At 64.9% G+C, this 16139-nt stretch carries 13 protein-coding genes and 2 pseudogenes; 9 read left to right on the top strand and 6 right to left on the bottom strand.

Translation table 11 applies throughout. The features are described from left to right. Window positions 1-318: 318 nt before the first annotated feature. Window positions 319-789: a nuclear transport factor 2 family protein gene (locus A5764_RS09170; RefSeq protein ID WP_067111955.1), complete on the top strand. Its 471-nt coding sequence runs from the start codon at window positions 319-321 to the stop codon at window positions 787-789. 386 nt (window positions 790-1175) lie between these two features. Here the strand turns inward: A5764_RS09170 and A5764_RS27340 are convergent, their stop codons facing one another. Next, window positions 1176-1397, bottom strand: a complete 222-nt coding sequence (locus tag A5764_RS27340; protein ID WP_082951598.1) for a YlcI/YnfO family protein — start codon at window positions 1395-1397, stop codon at window positions 1176-1178. A 120-nt stretch (window positions 1398-1517) separates the two neighbouring features. Next, window positions 1518-1688, bottom strand: coding sequence for a hypothetical protein (locus A5764_RS29310; RefSeq protein WP_231989655.1), 171 nt, complete (start codon window positions 1686-1688; stop codon window positions 1518-1520). A gap of 301 nt (window positions 1689-1989) precedes the next feature. On the opposite strand from A5764_RS29310, the gene A5764_RS09180 reads away from it, so the two are divergent. The 6 genes and pseudogenes from A5764_RS09180 (at window position 1990) to A5764_RS30035 (ending at window position 9313) form a co-directional block, all read left to right on the top strand. Next, window positions 1990-2418, top strand: a complete 429-nt coding sequence (locus A5764_RS09180) for a hypothetical protein (RefSeq protein ID WP_067111958.1) — start codon at window positions 1990-1992, stop codon at window positions 2416-2418. 53 nt (window positions 2419-2471) lie between these two features. Next, on the top strand, window positions 2472-5123 hold the full coding sequence (locus A5764_RS09185) for a carboxylate--amine ligase/circularly permuted type 2 ATP-grasp protein (protein ID WP_197501247.1): 2652 nt from the start codon (window positions 2472-2474) through the stop codon (window positions 5121-5123). 18 nt (window positions 5124-5141) lie between these two features. Next, window positions 5142-6929 (top strand): N-acetylglutaminylglutamine amidotransferase, encoded by a 1788-nt coding sequence (locus A5764_RS09190; RefSeq protein WP_067111961.1) that lies wholly within the window; start codon window positions 5142-5144, stop codon window positions 6927-6929. Between the two features lie 4 nt (window positions 6930-6933). Next, a complete protein-coding gene (locus A5764_RS09195; RefSeq protein WP_067111964.1) occupies window positions 6934-8826 on the top strand; it encodes a S9 family peptidase in 1893 nt (630 codons plus the stop codon). Window positions 8827-8940: 114 nt separating this feature from the next. After that, window positions 8941-9051 (top strand): annotated as a pseudogene (locus tag A5764_RS30030) (hypothetical protein); the annotation flags it as partial. 37 nt (window positions 9052-9088) lie between these two features. After that, the gene (locus A5764_RS30035; protein WP_369807299.1) at window positions 9089-9313 is read left to right on the top strand and encodes a hypothetical protein; all 225 of its coding nucleotides are present in this window, start codon (window positions 9089-9091) and stop codon (window positions 9311-9313) included. Between the two features lie 625 nt (window positions 9314-9938). On the opposite strand, the gene A5764_RS09205 is transcribed toward A5764_RS30035, so the two are convergent. After that, window positions 9939-11117: an IS481 family transposase gene (locus A5764_RS09205; RefSeq protein ID WP_067111970.1), complete on the bottom strand. Its 1179-nt coding sequence runs from the start codon at window positions 11115-11117 to the stop codon at window positions 9939-9941. Between the two features lie 118 nt (window positions 11118-11235). Beyond that, entirely contained in the window at window positions 11236-11472 is a 237-nt protein-coding gene (locus A5764_RS27350) for a hypothetical protein (RefSeq protein ID WP_197501249.1), read from the bottom strand. Between the two features lie 109 nt (window positions 11473-11581). Between A5764_RS27350 and A5764_RS09215 the strand changes: the two genes are divergently transcribed. Both A5764_RS09215 and A5764_RS29315 read left to right on the top strand, forming a co-directional pair. Beyond that, window positions 11582-13168 carry a GMC oxidoreductase gene (locus A5764_RS09215; RefSeq protein WP_082951600.1) on the top strand — a complete coding sequence of 529 codons (1587 nt, stop codon included), beginning with the start codon at window positions 11582-11584 and terminating at the stop codon, window positions 13166-13168. 238 nt (window positions 13169-13406) lie between these two features. Continuing rightward, window positions 13407-13626, top strand: a pseudogene (locus A5764_RS29315) (TetR family transcriptional regulator); the annotation flags it as partial. Window positions 13627-13807: 181 nt separating this feature from the next. Here the strand turns inward: A5764_RS29315 and A5764_RS09220 are convergent. Both A5764_RS09220 and A5764_RS09225 read right to left on the bottom strand, forming a co-directional pair. Further along, window positions 13808-15115, bottom strand: a complete 1308-nt coding sequence (locus tag A5764_RS09220; RefSeq protein WP_082951601.1) for a hypothetical protein — start codon at window positions 15113-15115, stop codon at window positions 13808-13810. Further along, complete coding sequence (locus A5764_RS09225) at window positions 15010-16131, bottom strand: hypothetical protein (RefSeq protein ID WP_067111979.1); 1122 nt, start codon at window positions 16129-16131, stop codon at window positions 15010-15012. Before A5764_RS09225 ends, A5764_RS09220 begins: the two co-directional genes overlap by 106 nt. Window positions 16132-16139 lie beyond the last annotated feature (8 nt).

Raw genomic sequence — 16139 nt, forward strand, 5'->3', positions numbered from 1 at the left:
CACCGGATGGGCCTTGGTAGGTGCGGTCATGGCGGATGTCCTTTGAGGTTGCGATGGTTTCTCACAATGGATTGCCGAGGGGTGTGAGGTTGCGGTCGTTTGCGACGCTAGGGCCACCCGCACACGGCGGCGACTCCGGCGGCGTCTTCGTGCACGTGGTGCACATCTGCGTGCACGCAGTGTGCATCGAGACGGCCGGTCAGTCGACGACACGGCCGTATTCTCGATGCTGGAAGCCATCGACTTGGTTGGCGCCGGCCGACCACGCCCGCCCTGTCCAGGTCGTGTCAACTCACCTCATTCGATAAAGGAAGCGCCATGAGTATCAAGCCGCCTGTTCCTCCATTCACATTGGAAAGCGCCGTGGAAAAGGTTCGTCTTGCCGAAAACAGCTGGAACACAAGAGATCCTGAGAAGGTGGCTCTGGGCTACACCGAGGACAGTTGGTGGCGCAACCGGTCGGAGTTCCTACAAGGTCGTGCGCAGATCATCGGGTTTCTTCGCGGCAAGTGGGAGCGCGAGTTCGAATACCGTCTGATCAAGGAACTCTGGGCGTTCGAGGGAAACCGAATAGCCGTGCGCTTCTGCTACGAGTACCACAATGTTGACCAACAGTGGTTTCGCGCGTACGGCAACGAGAACTGGCACTTTCATGACGACGGCCTCATGCGGTGGCGACACGCCAGCATCAACGATGTCGCCATCCCCGAGAGCGAGCGCAAGTTCCACTGGGACGTGTCGGGCCCTCGTCCACTCGACCACCCCGGGTTGAGCGATCTGGGCCTGTAATCCACGCCCCTGAAAGGATCTGCGGGCCTGCCGTCCCACGGGTCCTCTCGTGGACCAATTGACGGGGTCCGGTCACTCTCTTAAGGCCGCTCTCGCTGAGGTGCTCGCCGCATTACCTGTACAGGTGCTCGCTGCGCGAGCTCGGCCGATCCAAGTGGTCATCACCAGCGTGTTGGAATCAAGCAATCCCGCGTTGTCATTAGCGCCTGCGAATGTCCCGTGGCAGTCATCGTTTATTCAGCGCGAATGATTGAGAAATAGCTCGATCTGCCCGGTTTTGGTGGGAGCGTAGAGATGGCTAATCCATTGCAGCACAGTATAGTTACGCACTATTAGGTCATGACAAGATCGGCCGTTTGAGAATCCGTTGCTCACGGGTTCGACGTCTATGCGGGGTGGCGAAGTTCGTGCTCGACCGCGCGGCGAATCCAGGACGAGACGGACCGGTCGTCCGCTGCTGCTGCGGCGCGTACTTGCTCCAGTAGCTCGGGTGGGAAGCGGACGGGCACGGTGGCGGTCAGCCGGCGGCGCCCTGGCCCCTGGGGTTCCTGGTTTTCCGGGCGGGCGTAGAACTCGTATTCCTCGTCGGGGGTTATGGGGTGGTTCATCTGTCTCTCCGGTATTGGTCAGCGAGGTGTTTGGAGGCGTGGTAGCAGCCGATGGGGCGACATCGTCGCGGGCAGGGGCGAGGGGCGCCATCAGGACACTGCCATCGACTTCGGCGACCATCAGCCAGTGAGCGGGTGGTTTGGCGGGGTAGAACATCGGTCGGACGCCCAGACGTCGCGGATGTCCTCGATGCCCAGGCGTGGGTGCTTGAACAGGTGGGCGGCTTGAGCGTCGATCTCGAACGGATCCTGTTCGTCGAGCAGATCCAGATCGAACAATTCGCCCGCCACATGCGAGACTGTAATACAAACGGATACAGGCACCCAGTTTGTTGGGGACCTTGCCCGGCTGTCGCGGGGTGAGCTTTAGACGACAGTCGTGACGACAACCGTGACGACAGTGGCTCCCTCAATCACCACCGCTACAGCCCCAAAATGCGCCTATCGTGCCTGGTCACGTCTTCTGCCCGGTCCTGGCAGTGTGGGGGTCAGGGGTTCGAGTCCCCTTAGCTCCACCAGATTTGAGCAAGTCAGCGGGTGTTTCTGAAGTTCCGTCGGAGATGACGTAACAGATGACGTAACTTCAAGGGTTGTGGCAAGCATCCACGCCCAGAAGAACCGCACCGGCAACACTTACCGTCTGCTGTGGCGTCAGGACGGTCGCCAGCGCTCGCTGACCTTCGCAAATCTCCCGGCCACGGAGCGTTTCAAGATCCCGTTGGAGGAGCACGGTCCCGATGAGGCGCTGCGCATTATCGAGCTCGGTGAGATCGGTTGTCATGTCCCGACGGTGACTGAGTGGCTGTATACGCATATCGAGAACCTCGCGGGTGTGAAGCCGGCGACCCTCGCGCGCTACCGCACCTATGTCGCGCGCGACATTGATCCAGCGTTTGGCTCGTTGCCGGTATCGGCCGTCACCGAGAACACCATCGCGAAGTGGGTCAAGCGGCTCGGTGGCAGCGGTAAGACGATTGCGAACAAGCACGGGTTTTTGTCGGGGGCTCTATTCAGTCCATGACTCCCGGCGCCGCGCTTTACACGGTTGTATTGCGCGCCAATTAACGTGTGCTGATGTCGGGCGGCGCGTTGCGGACGATGGGCGTCGAGGAGGAATTTCACCTCGTTGACCTCAAGACCCGACGGTTGACCGCCCGCGCCCCGGAACTTCTGGCCGAGTTGTCCGACACCTACGTGGCGGAGTTGCAGCGGTGTGTGGTCGAGATGAACAGCGGTGTCGTCGAAACGCTGGATGGGCTGAGCGCCGACCTGCGGGAGCGTCGCCGCATTCTGGTGGATGCGGCGGCGAAGCTCGGAATCGGCGTGGTGGCCGCGGGGGCGGTGCCGCTGTCGGCGCCCGGCGAGATGCAGGTCACCCAGACCCCCCGGTATCGACAGATGCTGGCGGACTATCAGTTGCTGGCCCGCGAGCAACTCATTTGTGGTACCCAGGTCCATGTCGGCGTCGATGATCGTGACGAGGCGGTTGCCGTGGCGAACCGGGTCGCGCCGTTCGTCCCGACGTTTCTTGCACTGAGCGCGAGCTCGCCGTTCTGGGCCGACGGTTCGGACACCGGCTACTCCAGCGGACGCACCCTGATCTGGCAGCGCTGGCCCACGACGGGCCTGGCCGCGCCGGTGTCTTCAGCGGCCGAATTCGACCAACTCGTCGCCGACTTGGTCAGCAGCGGCGTGATCGCCGACAGGGGCATGGTGTACTTCGACGTCCGGCCTGCTGTCGAGGCGCCGACCCTCGAGTTACGGGTGTGCGACAGCTGCCCGTCGGTCGACACCATCGTGCTGATCGCCGGCCTGTTTCGGGCACTGGTCGAGCGCGAGGTCGAGAGATTGCGCACGGGGGAGCCTGCCCTCGCGATCTCTGCACCGATGGGTCGTGCGGCGCTGTGGCGGGCCGCCCGTTCCGGGCTCGAAGGCGACCTCGTGGACGTGACCGTGCGGCGCGGCCGGCCGGCCGTCGAGGTGGTGACCGAGCTCGTGCGCCTGGCCCGTCCACAGCTGGAGGCAACGGGCGACTGGGATGTGGTCAGCGAGCTGGCTCGCGGGGTGTTGATCGCGGGCACGTCAGCATCCCGGCAGCGTAGGGCACTGCGCAGGCGCGGTCGGCTCACCGATGTCGTCGACCAATTGATCGAGGAAACTGCGGGCAACGTGCCCGCCGCGGCAGCAGTCTTGGCTAAAGACCCCACGCTGCTGTTCGGCTATCACGCTCACCGTGAGTACGGCGGCGACGATGAGGGCACGCTGTCCAGCTATGACGAAGCGGTCGACGCCGCCGGTCGGCCTCGGCCCGGTTACAGGAACATCTTGCGATCGGTCGTCGATTTGGGAGTGGCGGTACTGAGGGCTCGCGAGGGCGACGTCGAACAGGAACAACGCGCCGAGAACATCACGTTCCGTGTGAGCGGCCAGAGCCGCGCGCAGGTGTTCCCGCTCGATCTGGTGCCCAGGCTCGTCCCTTCGGACGAATGGTCGCAGCTGACGCCTGGTCTTAGGCAGCGGGCGAAGGCGCTGAATGCGTTTCTGTGCGACGTCTATTCGGACCAAAGCATCGTCGCCGACGGCGTCATAGGAGTAGCTGCGCTGGACCGGGCGCCCGGATTTCGATCGGCCGGCCGATTGTCGACGGGCGCGGTGCGCGCACACGTCTGTGGCATCGACCTGGTGTGCGACCGTGCGGGGCATTGGATGGTGCTGGAAGACAATCTGCGTATTCCGTCCGGGATCGCCTACGCGATCGTGAATCGGCGGCTGTTGACCAAACACCTTCCGGAGCTCGAACGACCTCACGGGGTCGGCGATGTCGATGGGGTGCCCTCGATGCTGCTGGAGACCCTGCGCGCGTCGGCACCGGCGCGATGCGAAGGCGAGCCTGCGGTGGCGCTGCTGTCGGGCGGGTGGGATGACTCGGCCTGGTTCGAGCACACCTTCCTGGCCGACGAGATGGGCGTCGCGCTGGTACAGTCCTCCGATTTGTCGGTGCGCGAGGGGAGGTTGCTGCGGCACCTCGGTTCGGACGTTCGTCCAGTGGACGTCGTGTACGCCCGGATGGACGAGGACATGTTGTTGTCGTCCACCGGCTACGACGGCGCCTCGCTCCGGAACGGACTGCTGGAGGCGGCCGGCGGCGGGACGCTGACGATCGCGAACGCCCTGGGCAACGGAGTCGGCGACGACAAGGCGATCTATGCCTTCGTGCCGGCGATGATCGAGTACTACCTCGGCGAGAAGCCGATACTGGCGCAGGTGCCGACGTGGATATGTGCTGAACGCGCACAGCGTGACTATGTTCTCGACCATCTCGCCGAGCTGGTGGTGAAGCCGATCGATGGGTTCGGCGGGATCGGCGTCGTCATCGGTCCGGAAGCGACTGAGGAAGCCCTCGAGGCCCGTCGACGCGAACTACGCACCCAGCCGGAGCGCTTCATCGCCCAGGAGACGATCGCGCTGTCCACCCATCCGACGTTCGACGGTGAGGGCATGTATCCGCATCACGTCGATCTACGCGCCTTCGTGCATCTTCGCCCTGATGCGACGAATCAGCTGACGGCCCAGGTGATGCCGGCCGGGTTGACGCGGGTGGCGGCCCGCGGGTCGCGCATCGTGAATTCGTCCTCGGGGGGCGGGAGCAAGGACACCTGGATACTGACCGGCCGGGACGGCCCGGCCACGGGCCCTGGTGCTCGCCCACACCAGGCCTCGGCGTAAGGGGGGACGGAACCCAACGTGTGTGGTATCTGCGGAGAGCTCCGCTTCGACGGGCGGGCGGCTGATGTCGGCGCGGTGGCCCGGATGGCCGACGCGATGGTGTCGCGGGGCCCGGATTCAAACGGTGTGGTCGCCCATGGGCCGATCGCGTTCGGGCATCGACGGTTGTCGATCATCGATCTGTCCGCGCGCGGCGCTCAACCGATGGTGGACAGCGACCTCGGGCTCACCTTGGTGTTCAACGGCTGCATTTACAACTACCAGAATCTGCGCTCGGAGTTGGAGGCCGTCGGTTATCGGTTCTTCTCCGCGGCCGACAGCGAGGTGGTGATCAAGGCGTTCCACCGGTGGGGCACCGGTTGCGTGGACCGCTTCAAGGGCATGTTCGCCTTCGCGATCGTCGACCGGGCGACGGGGGTGGTGACCCTCGCCCGCGACCGCCTCGGCATCAAGCCGCTGTATCTGGCCGAACGGCCGGGACGACTGCGATTCGCGTCGACCGTGCGCGCCCTGTTGCAGGGCGGAGACGTCGACACCGAGTTGGACCGCTACGCATTGGACCACTACATGAGCTTCCATTCGGTGGTTCCGGCGCCGCGCACCATGTACCGAGGCGTGCGGAAGCTGCCGCCGGCGACGGTGCGGGTGATCCAGCCGGACGGCGCACACGCCGACACCGTCTATTGGACACCGGTTTTCGAGCGCGATCCGCAACGGGCGTCGTGGAGCGATCGCGACTGGCAGGACGCGCTGATGGAGGCGCTGCGCACCGCGGTGGTACGGCGCATGGTCGCCGACGTCCCAGTGGGCGTGCTGCTGTCCGGCGGCATCGACTCGTCGATCGTGGTGGCACTGCTGGCCGAGCGGGGCCAGCAAGGATTGGCCACGTTCTCGATCGGCTTCGACTCGGTCGGCGGCGAATCGGGTGACGAGTATTCCTACTCGGATCTGGTGGCCGAGACTTTCGGCACCGATCACCACCGCATCCACATCGACAGCTCGCGGTTGCTGCCCGCGGTACCGAAAACCATTGCTGCCATGAGTGAACCGATGGTCAGCCATGACTGCGTGGCCTTCTATCTGCTGTCCGAGGAAGTCAGCAAGTCGGTCAAGGTGGTGCAGTCCGGTCAGGGCGCCGACGAGATCCTGGCCGGTTACGACTGGTACCCCCCGCTGGCCACCGTCGCCCGCGAACGGACTACCGAGGCGTACGCGAAGGTGTTCTTCGACCGCTGCCACGCCGACGTGCTGGACATCTTCGCGCCCGAATACGCGATGGCGGAACAGGATCCGAGTTGGGAGTTCGTCAGGACCCACCAGAGCCGCCCGGGCGCCGAGACCGCCGTCGACGCGGCCTTGCGGCTCGATACTCAGGTGATGCTCGTCGAGGACCCGGTCAAGCGGGTCGACACCATGACGATGGCTTGGGGTCTGGAGGCCAGAGTGCCCTTCCTCGACCACGACTTCGTCGAACTCGCCGCCGCCTGTCCCGCCGACCTGAAACTGGCGTCGGGCGGCAAGGGGGTGCTCAAGGATGCATCGCGGGCGCTGCTGCCCGCCGAGGTCATCGACCGGACCAAGGGGTACTTCCCCGTCCCGGGCATCCGTCATCTGCACGGCGAGATGATGGACATGGTGCGCGACGCACTCACCAACGACGCCGCTCGGACGCGCGGGCTCTACCGTCGGGCAACACTGGACAAGCTCTTGGCCGAACCCAACGCGACGCGAACCACCCTGGGCGCCAACCCATTGTGGCAACTGGCGGTGCTCGAGATGTGGCTGCAGAACATGGAAGATCGCTGATCCCGTGACCCAGCATGTCCGCGCTACCTACGGGGCGTCGCTGTCGCCGGACGCGACCGCGTTCGCCTGCCTCGTCGACGACGGCGGGAACCCGCGCGCCGTTCAGCGCTTCCTGCGCGGCTGGCGGGCCAGCTCATCGCGCGACGTGGAGTTGCCCGTCGACGGTCCGGTCACCAAGGTCATCCACTCCGCCGACGGCCACTGGCTAGCCTGTGAGGTCGGACCGCACGGGGGCACCCGCACCCAGATCTGGCTGGTGACCACCGATCCCGACGACCGCGATGCGCGCCGCATCGACCAGTGGCCGACCGGCCTACCGCAGGGCACGGCCCAGTTGATCGGCTGGGACGGCGTTCAGGTTGCGGCCATCCTCACCGGTCAGGACGGCGTCGGCAGTTCGTGCCTGATCAATCCGACCGACGGCACCACCATCGTGCTGGACCGCCGATCCGGCGGCAAGCTCGTCGATTCGTGGGCCGGTGCCGCACTCGTGCGGGTCGGACCCCGGGGCTACCGCGACCTGGTGCTGCTGCACGGGCTGACTGAGATCGCACTACTGCCATCAGACCCCGGTTCCACCACTGACGCCGGGGTGATTCTCGACGACCACCAACCCCGTCGGCTGAGGTCCGGTCTGGACGGTGAGTCGTTGACCCTGTACCGCCCGGCGAAGACCTATCCCGTCAACAGCACACGAGGCTACGTCCGTGCCCTGGTCCGCAGCGACAACGGCGCCGAGCACGCCCGGCTGGTCGAACTGACCGTCACGGAGGACGGGGTGTCCTACCACGTCGTGGCCGAGCGACCCGGCTACGACTTGGACGAGTTCGCCGTCAGCGACGACCTCTCGACCGTCGCTCTGCTGTGGAACATCAATGGCTGCAGCGAGTTGCAGATGCTCGAATACGCCGACTACACCTTGAGCGAGCCGATCCCGCTGCCCGGCCCGGTGGCGGGCGAGCTCAGCATCAGCGCGGGCGGATCCATGGTGGCGATGACCGTACAGGGGCCGTCCATGCCGCGAACGGTGGAGCTCGTCAACCCACGGTCACGAGAATGGGAACGCATCGACCGCGAGCCCGGAGGCGGAAGTGCCGCCGGGAATCCCCGGCTGGTGACGGTGCGCGCCCGGGACGGGCTCGAGCTCAAGGCGTGGCTCTACGAACCATCGGGTGGCCGACGCGCGGCAGCGATGATCTTTCTGCACGGCGGCCCGGAGGGGCAGGCCCGCCCGGATTACAGCGAGATATTCCCCGCGCTGCTCGACGCGGGAATCGCCGTGCTGGCGCCCAATGTGCGCGGCTCGGGCGGGTTCGGCCGCAGCTTCTCCCACGCCGACGACAGGCAGCTTCGCTTCGCCGCCATCGACGACGTGGCGGACTGTGCTCGCTACCTGGTCGAAGGAGGCCTTGCTGTCGACAGTCGAATTGCCTGCTGCGGCTGGTCCTACGGCGGTTATCTGACGCAGGCGGCGCTGACCTTCCATCCCGAACTGTTCGCCGCGGGCATCAGCATCTGTGGCATAAGCGACCTGGGCACGTTCTACCGCAACACCGATCCGTGGCTTGCGGCCGAGGCCTATCCAAAATACGGCCATCCGATAAACGACCGCGATCTGCTCGATCGGCTCTCACCTCTCCTGCGCGTCGAGACACTCACCGCGCCACTGCTATTGGTGCACGGCGGCAACGACACCAATGTGCCGCCCGGTGAGTCCAGGCAGATGTTCGACGCGCTCAATCAACTGGGTCGGCGGGTCGAGTGTCTCATCTTCGACGATGAGGGGCACGCGATAGTCAAGCGCGCGAACCGCGCCGTGTTGGTCGCCGCCATCGGAGAATGGCTTACCGAGGCATTTCGCAACCACGACTTCGATGTGACCCGAAGTTCCGCCTAGTCGTGCGCGCTGGGTGACGCTAAGGCCGCCGTGCACTGATGGTGGATCCGCCGCGTCCGCCAGCCTAGCCAGTCAAGCCTTCGATGCCGAGCGTGGCGCTACAGCCAGTCCCGGATGGCCAGATCGGTTCGGGGCACCCATACTGGCGGGTTCAACCGCCACACGTGGGCGGTGTGCATGATCGGCGAGTTCGACGCGGCGGGCCCCACGCCGGTTCAGGTGCGCACCGTGGGGCGTCTGCTCGGGTGGCGGCTGGCCATGGATGGCATCGACCCGCAGGGCAGCGTCGGCGTTGACGTCGGACGGGGGCCCCTACACCCGTTTCTCCCAGGGCGCCGCCGTGAGCCTGCCGTGCATTTTTGCCCACCGCGACGTCAGCGATACTGATTGCCCGGGCAGCCTCGGATATGCCTTGATGAACCAGATTCGCGATATTGCCGCGCAGTTCAACAAACGCCCCAGCGCCGAGGATCTGGCGCAGTCGTAGCAGGGTAGTGCTATCTGTGAGCGGTGGCAGGCGATGGGGGGCATGAGCAGCGCCCTGGGCGCACCGACGTCGCCGGAATCGCAAGGGGCGGGAGCCACGCGCGCTGGGGCTGCCGACCAGCGCGGAAATCCCGGAGCCCGAGTGGGTCGTCCAGAATTTTCAACACGGCACCCTGAACGTCGATCGTGGGAGCCGGGCGGTCGTTAGCGTGATCGACGGTGTCGCTGCTCTGGTGCCGCCGCCGTCAGCAGGCGGGCCGCCCGTTCAGCTTGAGCGGTTTTCGCCGGCGCGCAACCGAGTCTGACCGGGGGCGTGTTCCCCGACGCGGGTAGGCATCTATGGACTGAGAACTATTCACCCGCTTGGCCCCGCCGGGGACGTTGTGCGCTTGCGGTCCTATTGAGGGGCATGCTGGATGCTCCCGAGGGGAGGGGGTTGACGCTCTTGACGCCGTCAAGGCCCGAAAGCAAAGCCGCAGGTAATGAACGGGACTGAATCGGAACGAGTCGGAGCGAACATGCAGGCAAACCGGTATCTTGCCCCGGTCAAGACAAGGGTTCGAGTCCCCTTAGCTCCACAATTGTGATGAGTCGAGTCATAGGTGACAGATGAGTCGCGTCATGGGTTACAGATTCCCCGGCCATCGGCCGGGGTTTTTGTTTTGGTTGCGCCAGTAGTTTTTGTCGGGGTCGATGTGGTGGCTGCTGAGGACGTGGTGACCGGTTTTGCTGATGACGGTGACGGTGTGGGTGGTCACCAGAATCAGGACTGGGGTGTGGGCGTGGGTGCAGCCGATGCGGAGGTGGTGTAGTCGGCTGCCGTGGCGCAGGGTGAGTTTGCCGAATCGGTCGATGGTGTCGTGGCGGATGCGGAACTGAGGGTTGGGTTGGCCGGTGGGGCTGGCCTTGGGCCGGGCTAGGTAGGCCTGTTCGGGGGTGAGCCGGCCGGGGTGAGCGCGGTGAGTGCGCGCGGTGTTGTAGATGGTTTGGAACGTGTCGAGCAGGTTTTGCAGTTCGGCGATGGTGGCGGGTCGGGGTCGTGCAGCTAGCCAGCGTTTGAGGGTTTGGTGGAAGCGTTCGATTTTGCCTTGGGTTTGGGGGTGGCCGGGGTGGCCGTTTTTTTGGGTGATGCCCAGGCTGGCCAGGAGGCGTTCGAAGTCGTTGTGGCCGTGGGTGAATCGTGAGGTGTAGACCGATCCGTGGTCGGTCAGGGTGGCTTTGGGCAAGCCGAATCGGGATGCGGTGACGGTGAAGGTGGCTACCACGTCAGCACCGCCGACGCGGCGGTAGGCGATGCAGGCCAGCAGGTAGCGGGAGTGGTCGTCGAGCCAGTTGAGGATCTCGACGTCGGTGCCGTCGGCCAGTGTCCAGTGGGTGAAGTCCGATTGCCAGCATTGGTTGGGCTGCTCGGCTTGGAAGCGGTGGTAGGAGCTTTTGGGCCGTTTGCGTGGTTGAGGGGTGATCAGACCGTGGTGGCCCAGGACGCGCCGGATCGTCGAGGTCGACGGGACCGGCAGGCCCTTTTGGGCCAGGTGTGCCTGCAAGGTGACCGGGCCGGCGTCTAGGCCGTCGTCGACGAGCTGTTTGCGCAGGAGCACGACGGTGGCGATCACCTCGTTGCTGACGGCGCGCGGGTTGCTGGCTGGCCGTCGTGAACGGGGATCAACGGCCTCAAGACCGTCTTGGTGGTAGCGCTTGAGAAGCCGGTAGATGTGTTGCCGGGACAGCCCGTAGGCACGGGCTGCCGCAGCCACTGAGAGACGACCGCTGGTGACTTCGAGGACGACCACACGCGCTTTGGACATCCACCATGACTGTCACCTATGACGCGACTCATCGGGCATCAACACAGGTGTAACCCATGACGCGACTCATGTGTCACCTATGTCGTGAACTCACACACCTTAGCTCCACTTCATCGACCTATTCCGACAGCGAGGCGTGCAGGAGCTTCATCTGCCCCATCGCGCCGCCGGCATTGTTGAACACCCAGGGGATGTCGTCGCGGATGTGACCCGGATACTCGCGTGTCAGCTCGGAGATGATCCGCGCAAAAGCCGCATCCTTGCTGTCCAGACCGACAGCGTTCATGGCGATGGAGTGCAAGTGCTCGGAATCGAAAATGGCTCCCATAACCAGCGACCCTATCATACACTCCATGTCTACAGTGTATGATATCGCTCGTGTGACCGATGCGAACGGCAGCCACCGGGTGGCCGATGCGGCGCAGACATCCCTGACATCGTCGCGGGGACCGAGAGGACAGCGCATGAGTGAGTTCGGTAGGTGGATGGCAGGTTTGGCGCGCGGCGGTTGGGAATGGATCGCGTCGATGCGCGAGCATTCGGCCGCGGAGGAGGTAGCCCGGGTACCGGTGACACGGGAGACGCACCGGGTGATTGTGGTTGGCTCTGGTTTCGGCGGCGGGATCGCCGCGCTGCGGCTGACCGAGGCCGGTGTGCCGGTGACCGTGCTCGAACAGGGCGTCGAGTGGAACGTATCGCCGGACCGCGACGCCTTTCCGCGTCCGGCCAGTAATCCGTTGGACAAGAGGTTGCTGTGGTTCGACTCCAATCCGGACGTTTTTGGGCGTCCGGTGCTCGGCGGGCCCTATCCCGGCGTGCTCAGTGCCTTCTCTGGTGACAACGTGACGTCGATAGCGGGAGTGGGCGTCGGCGGCGGGTCGTTGCTCTACCAGGGCATGAGCCTGCAGCCCAGCAGGGAGCTCTTCGAGACGCACCTACCGTCGGGGCTCGACTACGACGAAATGGACCAGGTCTACTATCCGCGGGTGGCCAGCATGTTGCGGCTGGCAACGGCGCCTGACGACGTGATCGACAGCCCGAACTATCGCGTGAGTCGCGTCTTCGCTGCGCGGGTCCGCCGCGCGGGCTATGCGGTCGAAAAGGTGCCGATGCCCATCGATTGGGACTGCGTCCGGGCTGAGCTGCGCGGTGAGGTGCGGCCGTCGCTGAGCAACGGCGATTGCGTCTTTGGTGTGAACAGCGCTGGCAAGCACTCGGTCGACAAGACATACCTGGCGGCGGCCCGGGCCACGGATCGCCTCACCCTGCACACGCTGCACCAGGTCACCGGCATCGCCCTGGCGCCGGATGGCCGCTGGCAGGTTGAGGTGGACCGGCTCGACATGCAAGGTCGTAAGCGGGAAACGAAGATCTTGACCACCTCCGCGCTGGTACTGGCCGCCGGCAGCGTCAGCACCACCCGGATGTTGGTGCGGGCGGAGGCGCTGGGGCATATCCCCGACTTGCCCGACGGCGTGGGTGATAACTGGGGAACCAACGGCGATCGGATCTACGTGTGGACCGACCTGGCCGACGGCTTCGGCGCGGTACAGGGCGGCCCGGTCGTCTATTGCAGCAAGGATTGGGATGACCCCCAGCGCGCCAACACGCTGATTCAAGCCTCCATGCCGCCCTTCGGAGGATTGGACATGCGCTCGACGATGTTGGTCGGCTACGGAGTTAGCCAGGCGCGGGGTTGGTTCAGCTATGTCGGGGACACCGACAAGGTGAAACTGTCGTTCCCGCGCAAGGGCGATGCCGCCATCTGGGCCGACATTCACACCAGGGCCAAGCGGATCGTCGGCCGGGCCGGCATCCTCACCGACACCAATCGGATCGACAACAGCACCTGGCATCCCCTTGGAGGGGCCTCGGCGGGCACCGTATGCGACCTCGACGGCAGGGTCCAGGGCCACCGAGGCCTCTACGTGCTTGACGGCGCGCTGATCCCGGGGACCACGGCGGCGTGCAATCCGTCGATGACGATCGCGGCCGTAGTCGAGCATGCGCTCGAGCGCATCGTGCGCGACGACGTCGGCTCGGTGATCTGACTGCGATTGCCTGCTCGGGCCGAAGACAGGCGCCCTAGACCTTTGCGCTCGTGCGGAGAGCGCCGTTCGCAGTGGCTAAGTCGGTGCCGTGGGCCGTCTTGCGGTAAGGGTCGGGCGATCAGGTGGGTGCTCTCAGCGCGGGAACTTCTTCGATCCGAGGAGAGTTGCTGGCGTAGGCGACGTCGAGGCGTTTGACGCCGTTGATCCAGCCAGCGCAAGCGTTGTGGTTGCCCCCTCTTTGGCATCCGAAGAAGCGCAGGCGTTCGGTATGCGAATGATTAGGCGCTTCGACGTCGACTGGGAAGAATACGGTACAACAGGCCGCGTTGCGCGGACTTGTCGAGTTCACCTTACGCACGACGCTGTCGTTCTTTGTTGTGCCAAACCAGTTGGGGCGCAGTAAAAATGATCTCCGCCGCTTCATCAAACGGTGGCTAGGCGGCGCCACACTAGCCCAAGAAAAAGAGGCGAGGCCACCTTACTCGAACCTTTTCTGTGCTGGGCTTCGTGTTTGGCTTCGCCGTTTCCGCATTTTGCGGGTGCGACTGCGAGCTCGGGGCCGTACACAGCGTCGGCGAGCACGGACGTTCGACATTCAAGTTCATCGGGGTGACGAGCGCGCCCGGTCGAGCATCCGGATCATAGGCGAGCGTCAGTGTGGCCCTTGATGGTTTCGATGCCCTCTCGGTGGGGCTTCAGCGAACCGATCGCTGGCGTAAGCGGGATATGCAGTGCGTCGACCAGGCCTGGGGCTGCATTACACACCCACGGGACCGCATTGATGGCGCGCATGCCGGTCGCGAGGAGACCGTGGTCGGTGGAGTCCTCGGTGGACTTGAAGCCGGTCTCGAACTCGGCATCGAAGCTGGGCTCGCCTTCGATGATCACACGCCACACGCCGTCGATGCCGCCGGCACGGCTTTTGGGCCAGTCCGGCGCGACGTCGACTGCCATCCGGTCCACGTGCTCAATCGTGATCACTTCTTCGCCGTCGACAACGCCGATGCAGCGGAACCAGACGGCCGCTACGTTGCCGGGCTCGATCACCCCGGACAGCGTCTCGAGCCGCCGCGGAGCGGGGGCGAACTCATAGCTCTCGCGAATCTCGTCCAGCTGTACTCCAAGCGCTTCCGCGACCATGGTGACCGCAGCGCCCCAGCCGTATGTGATCACCCCAGGTAGCGTGATGCCGCCGTGATAGTCCATCGGCTGGCCGAAGCCGAACAACTCCCGCATCTCGTACACCGTGTTGTCGCGCGAGTAGTCAGTGATCTCCAAGCCGCGGATCGAATAGATGCGGTTGGACATCGAGGCCATCGCGACGGCCAACAGATCGCACCCGAATCCGGGCTCGATACCAGATGAATAGATCGAGCTGCCGCCTTTGATTGCCGAGTCGATGATGCGCTGCACGGTCGACGGCTTGATCGACCCTCGGGGATAGACCAAGCCCGGAACTGAGGTCGTGACGATATTCTTGCCCGACTCCAGGATGCGGCAGAAGTCGCTGATCGCCTCGCGCGGCCGACTGGTTGCCGGCCCGGTGTAGATGATGCAATCCGCGTCGCCTGCGAGGATCGCGGCCTGGTCGCGCGTGGCTGCGACGCCCAGTGGATCGATGCCGGCAATCTCGCCGGCGTCCTTGCCGTCCTTGGGCTCCGAGTGCACCCAGACGCCCACCAGGTCGAGGTTGGGGCGGTCGGCGACCGCGCGGATCGCCAATCGACCAACGCGCCCGGTCGCCCATACCACGACCTTGTACGACTGTTCCGGGTCATCCAGCGGTTGTTCGCTCATCGGTGAGACTCCGTTTCGGGATAGGACTACTGCGGTCGAGGGATTTAGAAGGCAGGGACGCCGTCGCGGTGGGGGTGCAGGGCTCCCAGGGGCGTAGTGAGCGGCAGGTGCAGGGCGTCCACGATGCCCGGTGCGGCTTCGCACACCCATGGAATGGCGTTGACGGCACGCATACCGGTGGCCAAAAGCCCGTGATCGCTGGCGCTTTCGCCTGGGCGGTGGCCGACTTCGAATTCGCCGTCGAAAGAGGGCTCGCCGTCGATGAGTACCCGCCAGACTCCGTCGGTGGCTCCCGTTCGTCCCGTGGGCCAGTCCGGAGCGAGGTCGTCGGCCATCCGGTCTACGTGCTCGAGGCTGATCACTTCTTGTCCGTCGACGACGCCGACGCACTTGGCGTAGGTGGCGCCGACGGTACCGGCCGGAATGAGACCGCAGGCGGTGCGCAGATCGCGGGGGGTGGGCAGGAATTCACACGTCTCACGAATTTCGTCGAACTCGACTCCGAGCGCGTCGGCAACCATCGTGATCGCCGCCCCCCATCCCCACTTCAGTACCCCGGGCTGCTTCAACCCGCCCTGGTAATCCAATGGTTGGCCGAAGCCGAACAGTTCGCGTACGTCCCACTCGACCGGATACTCGGAGTAGTTTGTGATCTCGATGCCGCGTACCGAGTAGACCTTGTGCGACATCGTCATCAGCGCGATCGGGAAGAGATCGCAGCCAAAGCCCGGCTCGATACCCGAGGAGAAGATCGAGCTGCGCCCGGTCGCGGCCGCTTCTCGAATCGGATCGAGAAAACGCGCTGAGAGCGATCCTTTTTCGTAGACCAGACCGGGCAGTGACGTGGTGACGACGTTGGTGCCCGCGGCGAGGATGCGGCAGAAGTCGGAGAGCGCTTCCGCGGGCCGCGGGCCGGCCGGCGCGGCGTACATCACGCAGTCGACTCCAGAGGCCAACAAGGCATCGGCGTCGCGGGTGGCACGTACCCCGACCGGGTCGACGCCCGCAAGGGTGCCCACGTCTTGCCCGTCCTTGGCTTCCGAATGGACCCATGCTCCGGCGAGTTCGAGGTTGGGCCGGTCGATGATGGTGCGGATGGCATAGCGCCCGACACCGCCGGTGGCCCACACCGCGACGCGATACTTCTTGTCCTGTCGCTCAGCCATCAATTCTC

Source organism: Mycobacterium sp. 852002-51057_SCH5723018 (assembly GCF_001667035.1).
Lineage (GTDB): Bacteria > Actinomycetota > Actinomycetes > Mycobacteriales > Mycobacteriaceae > Mycobacterium.

What these genes read in the sequence shown, in the direction of transcription:
- A5764_RS09220 (WP_082951601.1), bottom strand. Translation starts at nt 15,115, where the DNA reads ATGGGTGTGCGAAGCCGCACCGGGCATCGTGGACGCCCTGCACCTGCC.
- A5764_RS09225 (WP_067111979.1), bottom strand. Translation starts at nt 16,131, where the DNA reads ATGGCTGAGCGACAGGACAAGAAGTATCGCGTCGCGGTGTGGGCCACC.
- A5764_RS09185 (WP_197501247.1), top strand. Translation starts at nt 2,472, where the DNA reads ATGTCGGGCGGCGCGTTGCGGACGATGGGCGTCGAGGAGGAATTTCAC.
- A5764_RS27340 (WP_082951598.1), bottom strand. Translation starts at nt 1,397, where the DNA reads ATGAACCACCCCATAACCCCCGACGAGGAATACGAGTTCTACGCCCGC.
- A5764_RS09205 (WP_067111970.1), bottom strand. Translation starts at nt 11,117, where the DNA reads ATGTCCAAAGCGCGTGTGGTCGTCCTCGAAGTCACCAGCGGTCGTCTC.
- A5764_RS09215 (WP_082951600.1), top strand. Translation starts at nt 11,582, where the DNA reads ATGAGTGAGTTCGGTAGGTGGATGGCAGGTTTGGCGCGCGGCGGTTGG.
- A5764_RS09170 (WP_067111955.1), top strand. Translation starts at nt 319, where the DNA reads ATGAGTATCAAGCCGCCTGTTCCTCCATTCACATTGGAAAGCGCCGTG.
- A5764_RS30035 (WP_369807299.1), top strand. Translation starts at nt 9,089, where the DNA reads ATGGCATCGACCCGCAGGGCAGCGTCGGCGTTGACGTCGGACGGGGGC.
- A5764_RS27350 (WP_197501249.1), bottom strand. Translation starts at nt 11,472, where the DNA reads ATGGAGTGTATGATAGGGTCGCTGGTTATGGGAGCCATTTTCGATTCC.